Annotated in this window: 6 protein-coding genes and 1 tRNA gene; 6 read left to right on the top strand and 1 reads right to left on the bottom strand. The window is 36.3% G+C overall.

Going from position 1 to position 5,872, the window contains the following annotated elements; translation table 11 throughout:
* Positions 1 to 759 precede the first annotated feature (759 nt).
* From F6K13_RS15055 to F6K13_RS15030, 6 genes are all read left to right on the top strand, one after another.
* Entirely contained in the window at positions 760 to 981 is a 222-nt protein-coding gene (locus F6K13_RS15055; protein WP_124146932.1) for a DUF5678 domain-containing protein, read from the top strand.
* Between the two features lie 18 nt (positions 982 to 999).
* Entirely contained in the window at positions 1,000 to 1,392 is a 393-nt protein-coding gene (locus tag F6K13_RS15050) for a hypothetical protein (RefSeq protein WP_124146931.1), read from the top strand.
* Between the two features lie 386 nt (positions 1,393 to 1,778).
* Positions 1,779 to 1,970: a photosystem II reaction center protein PsbZ gene (gene psbZ / locus F6K13_RS15045; RefSeq protein ID WP_124146930.1), complete on the top strand. Its 192-nt coding sequence runs from the start codon at positions 1,779 to 1,781 to the stop codon at positions 1,968 to 1,970.
* A 183-nt stretch (positions 1,971 to 2,153) separates the two neighbouring features.
* Positions 2,154 to 2,735 (top strand): 6,7-dimethyl-8-ribityllumazine synthase, encoded by a 582-nt coding sequence (gene ribH / locus F6K13_RS15040; RefSeq protein WP_124146929.1) that lies wholly within the window; start codon positions 2,154 to 2,156, stop codon positions 2,733 to 2,735.
* 93 nt (positions 2,736 to 2,828) lie between these two features.
* Positions 2,829 to 2,900, top strand: a tRNA-Gly gene (locus F6K13_RS15035).
* 448 nt (positions 2,901 to 3,348) lie between these two features.
* The gene (locus F6K13_RS15030) at positions 3,349 to 3,753 is read left to right on the top strand and encodes a hypothetical protein (protein WP_124146928.1); all 405 of its coding nucleotides are present in this window, start codon (positions 3,349 to 3,351) and stop codon (positions 3,751 to 3,753) included.
* A gap of 1,078 nt (positions 3,754 to 4,831) precedes the next feature.
* Here the strand turns inward: F6K13_RS15030 and F6K13_RS15025 are convergent.
* Positions 4,832 to 5,647: an acyl-CoA desaturase gene (locus F6K13_RS15025; RefSeq protein ID WP_124146927.1), complete on the bottom strand. Its 816-nt coding sequence runs from the start codon at positions 5,645 to 5,647 to the stop codon at positions 4,832 to 4,834.
* Between the last annotated feature and the right edge of the window lie 225 nt (positions 5,648 to 5,872).

Genomic DNA, 5,872 nt, shown 5'->3' with positions numbered 1-5,872 from the left:
TTTTCACGTCGAAAAGGCATAAATCCTGAGTTACTAAGGGTTCTAGCCATTTTTAAGGCTTTGACGTAATTCCCTTGTCTAGACTGACTTTGACGCATTTTTCCTACCAAAAAATGTCTAAGTACCACTAATTCTCGGTTGGACTTATGTAGTTAATGACGAAAAAATCTCTGCTCTGGGAAAATATATTCGATTAACTCTCACCGAAAAAATCAAAGCACAAATAGATGATTCAGATATCGAATCTATCTTTGGCTGGGAGATTGCTCATAGAAGTGACGAAAGAAGAAAAAGGCGGAAAATACAGCAATTAATTATTGATGAAATTACTTTTGTATTCTCTGGTTTAGTAGCTTTATTTGCTTTCTGGTCTCTAGGTACAAATTTTCCTTTGGTGATTCATATATTTTGTATTATTGAGCTTATTCTATTAGTAGTTTTAGGCATAGAAATTATCATTTATGCCGATCTAGCTAAAGGTCGGTAAATAATTAACAATTAATAATTAACAATTATTATCGCTGTTGGTAATAGCTATAGCGAGGTTTATAGTCATTTAAAAAAAGAAGAACATAAGGTAATGCCTTTAGTTTTTGAACTACCCGAATCCGATAACAAACTTGATGGCTACCTGATATTTTATCGAATCTCAGGGAATAATTAGTTTTGACAGTTAAAACGCGATTCAAAAATTGCTATATATTAGTTACAAACCTATTTTTTTCAGGAGAAATTATGAGCGATATTAGCGTCGAATAATTGGCAGCAATTTTAGAGGAAGATGATAAGTGGCTGACCGAAAATTACAACAAACTTATCCAACAGTATCCAGGACAAATGGTGGCTATTAATGATGGTAAAGTAGTTGCTGTGGGAAGAGAAGTAAGAGACTATTGTGCCACCCGACAAAATGCAGTTTTGGTAGGGAAATTACTAATAAACGTACCCCATCCCGACGATTTAGAACCATTTTTAATTTAAGCAAAGGGCGCTAATTTGATGGCAATTATTAGATTTAACTACAAACTGATCAACGCTACTTTTCAACCTATAATTACTCTTGGTGTTCTTCTAAAAAATGCCTGGATACGGGTAGATTTTTACGTCGATTCAGGAGCAAATTATAGTGTGGTTAGTTCTAAAGTTGCGGAGGAATTTGAGTTTAATTATCTAGCTGGCGATCGCGTCAATTTACAAGTAGGAGATGGGGGTCTGATTCCAGTTTATTTACACGATTTGGAAATACAATTAGGCAGGGAAAGATTTACTTGCCCTATTGGATTTTTCCATCACTTAGGCGTATCTTTTAACGTTTTAGGAAAGCAGGGAATTTTTGACAAGTTTAAAATCTGTTTTCTAGAATCTCAGGGAATAATTAGTTTTGAAAGTTGAAAGGTAACGAAGTAAGTTAAAAAATTTCAAGCTATTTGTAGTTATTCTGAGGAAAGATTTACTAATTTGTTTTTAGTCGCTTTTAGGATAGTAAGGTCTGTTGACTTTAACGACACTTTTGACTGCTCCATCAAAGTAATAAAAAAGGCAAAATTTTATATTATATCTCTGAAATGACCTACCTACATCAAAAATTAACCACTAAAATTAAGATTATCGTTGCACAGTATGTGGCTAAGAAAAAATTGGTTAGGATATAAACTGATGATGAATCTTAGACAGCGAAAATATTTTTCCAACCGTTCTCTGTTCCCTGTTCTCTGTTCCCTGCTGTATGATATTCTAATTTTTTATAGGATGAGTTTGTTGTTATACCAGGAGAAAAGATGTTAACATTCTTGTTTCAATTTGTACTACTTTTATTAGTAGTCTTATCTTTTGTTTTAGTAGTTGGCGTACCTGTTGCCTATGCTTCTCCCCAAATCTGGAGTCAAGGCAAACCTTTGATCTTTATTGGTTCTGGTTTGTGGTTAGCACTGGTAATTGCAGTGGGTGTTTTGAACTTTTTGGTGGTTTAGGCCAACAATTTTGATTTAAAATTGATAGAATCAGACAGTTCTATTGGGCAATACCTAGAGAAAACATGGTGTAAGAGGCAAGAGATAGCAAGTTAGTCCTTGTTGCTACTTGACTCTTACTAACCTCTATACTAAAAGTTATTAGCTTTGATCTAAAAAATTTAACTAAAAAAGAATTCTAATATGACAGTTTTCGAGGGAACATTTACTCAAACTGAATCCTTACGCTTTGCTATTGTGATTGGTCGCTTCAATGACTTAATTACTGGCAAATTAATTGAGGGTTGTCAAGATTGTTTGAAACGCCACGGTGTAGATCCAAACCCAGAGGGTACTCAAGTAGATTATGTTTGGGTCCCTGGTAGTTTTGAGATTCCTCTAGTCGCCCGTCAATTGGCCATGAACGGTAGCTACGATGCAGTAATTTGTTTAGGAGCTGTAATTAAAGGCCAAACACCTCATTTTGATTATGTAGCTGCTGAAGTATCTAAAGGAATTGCCGCGGCAGCATTTCAAACGGGAGTACCAGTAATTTTTGGCATTGTAACTACAGATACTATGCAACAAGCTCTAGAGAGAGCTGGCATTAAAAGCAATAAAGGTTGGGAATATGCCATGAATGCTCTTGAAATGGCTAGTTTGATGCGTCAAATGAGAGGTGGTATAAACTCCTCATCTAATAATCGTAGTATTACTGGTACAACACAAGTTTTACCTATAACTTCCAACAATTTAGTAGAGTCTGATGTATCTCCAGAAGCATAGACCAAGCGATCAACAATTATTGATCGGAAAAAATCTACTGGAGGGTTGACAAATAAAATTATTTGTGAAATTATAGATATATAGTTACAAACCGCGGGTATAGCTCAGTGGTAGAGCGCAACCTTGCCAAGGTTGATGTCGCGCGTTCGAATCGCGTTACCCGCTTAATTAAATAGCAGTTAGGAATCAACGGTCACCAGTCAGCATTAAGACTTTTTTTTACGTTGAGTCGGGGATTTCAACCCCTACTTAACAATCAGGCTTTTAGAAGCCGGGGATTTAACCCAAGGTCAAAAAGCTGTTAACGTTACCGTTAGCGAAGCTCCTGCGGAGGAGGCAAGAGGTAGTTCCTCCGCAGGAGGCTAGCTGAAATGCTGATAGCTGATAGCTAGTTAAGGTTGAAACTTTTGCCTAATAAAGCTTAAATTTATAGCATTATCTATGACTTTATTTGACCTATGAAATAGTTCAAATAACGGAATCTCAATAATCAAACTTCTTCCTTGTTCCTTGTTTCCTCTTGCTTGTGATGTAAGTTAGAATTGGCATAATAGACCTATGCTGAGAATCAGATTGTCTTTTTTCTGTCAACGCTTTCGCTTCTACGATTACTTTGCGACCTCAAAAAGCTCTGAAAATTGATTTGAATGGAGAGTACCCCTGTCCATGTCGGCGTAAGGGCCACTTAATTCCAATAACCCTGACAGATGCCTTTGGCTGTAATCGCTGTCAGCAAATATTTGTGGTCAATGAAAATGGCCATACTATTGAACAACTCTCCACTCACTACCCATACAAACTAGCTTGGCGATGGACAGGCAAACATTGGAATCGTGCCTATTCTAATTGGAGGGCACATTATTTACCAATAGCTCTAGTAATGATTTTAGTTCCATTAGTGATTTGGCTACCTCTGGCCTTAAACTCTCCTGGTTCTAATATAATTATTTGGGCACTGGTGGCAGTGGTTTTGGCTATGCTTCCTGCCTTGATTGTTTGGCTTGCTTACAGACGTTAAACTGAGTGGGGGAGTAGGGGAGTGGGGGAGTGGTCATTTCAGTTATCAGTTATCAGTTATCAGTACTTCTGCAATAAGGAGGCTTGATATAAGGAATATTCTCTTTTTTTTATCCCCTTAAAAGGGGAGGTTTTAGACCACAATTTCTCGATAAACATAAGAGTAATTGGTAGTTCTGCTCGCGTAATGGTATACAGGAAAAAGGAATACCCGTCATGGGAGCAAGATGCTCCCACTATTCTCGTAACAAAAATAATGACAATACAGGACCATTACAATGCACCACGACCTAGTAATTAACATGAACTGACTAATAATTATCTATCGAAAAGGTTATTATTTCTGTGTTAATTATTTAATAATTGAAGTGTCAACTAATTTTCTTAAGCAGGGGAGTAGGAGAGTAGGGAATGGTGGGAAATTCAGACATTTTCAATAGAATTAAGAAGAGTATTTTTACAGCATATTCTAAATATATAAAGTACAGGTATTAACAATTAAATGTTTATAGCATCTTGCCCGCGATGGTTGTACCTCACTAAAATGGAATCTGCTATATTACCGGGACTTTGATATTTTTTAGGTAAAAAATAGCTTCAAACTCAACGGTAGCAAGGAAAATACGTTGATCTGGCTAAAAATGGCTCAAACCTAGTGCAGGATGGCGAAAATAACTGACCAGTTACAAAATCCTAAAACAATTACAAATCAATACTTTTGAGTTTTAACTTTTGACTGTCTTGAGTGCGTCTTACATTCTGGAGGGGCTGTGTGCGGAATTACTTCCGCACTTTATACGCCCCGTAGGAAACCTCAGAATTACGCACTCGCTTTTAACTTCCGCGTAGTGGCACTAGATATATCAAGGAATAGGCTATTTTGACGTTAAAGCATGATACAGCAAGGGTTTAAAACTATTTTTAAGGCATTTTTTGCTAAAGTCCCGTTACTAATTAATGAGACCTAATACCACTCAGCAAAACGAGGATAAATTTAGGTATTAAAATAGAAAATTACCCTATATGAAAAACATCATATAGGGTGAAAAAATTAATTTAGGACTACTATTATTAAATAGCTATTTTGTTGCTAATTTCACATTAGTGGCTAAACCTAAAGCTTGTAATAATTGAATCATCATCCAAGTCGTATCAATTTCCCACCATTGCAAACCATGACGTGCAGAATACTGAAAAGCATGATGGTTATTGTGCCAACCTTCACCATAAGTTAATACGGCCACCCACCAGCAGTTAGTGGAATCATCACCAGAATCATAAGTACGATAACCAAACTTATGAGTGGCACTATTAACTAACCAAGTGCAGTGAAAAACAGCAACTATTCTAAAAAAAATACCCCAAACTACAAAGGACCAACCTCCAACAAGGTAGAGCAAAATGCCAAAAGCAATTTGAATGGGAATAAAGTTATTTTGCAAAAATTTATAAACAGGATCGTCTGCTATGTCCTTTATGTAGCGAGGAACTTCAGACCTGATTGGTAAATTGTGGAGCATCCAACCCATGTGACTCCACCAAAACCCGCGATGAGAATCATGGGGATCTTGTTCATTATCTGAATGTAGGTGATGAATACGGTGTAAACCTACCCAGTCACAAACTCCACCTTCACAGGCAAGTGTACCGCAAAAAACTAAGAAGTATTCTAGCCACTTGGGAGTTTGAAAGCTCCGGTGTGTCACCATACGATGAAAGCCTAATGTAATACCTAGACCACCTGTAATCCAATGTAATAATAAGGCTAGGCCAACTGCAGTCCAACTAAAGTTACTGGGAAGCAGGGCAAACAAGGCTCCAATATGCAGGAATGCCATAAAGCCTATTATGCTCCAATCAGGGGAAAATTTTTCTGATGTTGTTGAAATTGTCATGAAAATCTCTAAAGTTAATAACTAAATAGCTCCTTTGGAGCTAGCTTAATCAAAGCAAGTTTATGTGTTCGTATAGGATATGGAAAATATTTTAATAATAACTACTTAATCTATTAATCAGAAGCAGAAATTTAAAAAATATTCTTAGTACCAAAATCCAGTTTTTTGTTAAGTGTTTAAGTTTAAATTCCTAACTAATAATACAGGATAATTATTCTTAAACCA

Source organism: Okeania sp. SIO2B9 (assembly GCF_010672505.1).
In the GTDB taxonomy this organism is placed as follows: Bacteria; Cyanobacteriota; Cyanobacteriia; order Cyanobacteriales; family Microcoleaceae; genus Okeania; species Okeania hirsuta.
Note: the sequence above shows the minus strand (reverse complement) of the source record. Positions and strands in the feature narration are given on the sequence as shown.

Coding starts and splice junctions, on each gene's coding strand:
- F6K13_RS15050 (WP_124146931.1), top strand. CDS start 1,000: ATGGCAATTATTAGATTTAACTACAAACTGATCAACGCTACTTTTCAA.
- psbZ (WP_124146930.1), top strand. CDS start 1,779: ATGTTAACATTCTTGTTTCAATTTGTACTACTTTTATTAGTAGTCTTA.
- ribH (WP_124146929.1), top strand. CDS start 2,154: ATGACAGTTTTCGAGGGAACATTTACTCAAACTGAATCCTTACGCTTT.
- F6K13_RS15025 (WP_124146927.1), bottom strand. CDS start 5,647: ATGACAATTTCAACAACATCAGAAAAATTTTCCCCTGATTGGAGCATA.